The 296-nt window shown below is 58.8% G+C and carries 1 pseudogene; it reads right to left on the bottom strand.

What is annotated here, in order from left to right:
* A pseudogene (locus ACYP5B_RS32115) lies at positions 1 to 296 on the bottom strand (VirB4 family type IV secretion system protein); the annotation flags it as partial.

Below are 296 nucleotides of genomic sequence, written 5' to 3'. Positions count from 1 at the left end.
CGGGTCTGTGCCTTGGTGGTCCAGAGGTAGTCCCGGTTGGGCACCGCCTCGGCAATCATCTTCACCTGATCGTTGGTGAGGCCGAACACGTCGCAATACAGGTCCTTGCTGGTACTGGCCTGGCTGTTGGGCAGGTAGAGGATGTTGGCGATGTTGTCCTTGAGGATTTCGAAGTCCGCGACACGTGCGATCTGCTGCAACGATTGCGTTGCCATCCAGATCGCGCCGTTGAGCTTGCGGATCGTCACGATCCAGGTCTCCAGCCGCGCGTAGAAGCGGGGATTGGTGAAGAAGAA

Source organism: Cupriavidus sp. 8B (assembly GCF_054589115.1).
Note: the sequence above shows the minus strand (reverse complement) of the source record. Positions and strands in the feature narration are given on the sequence as shown.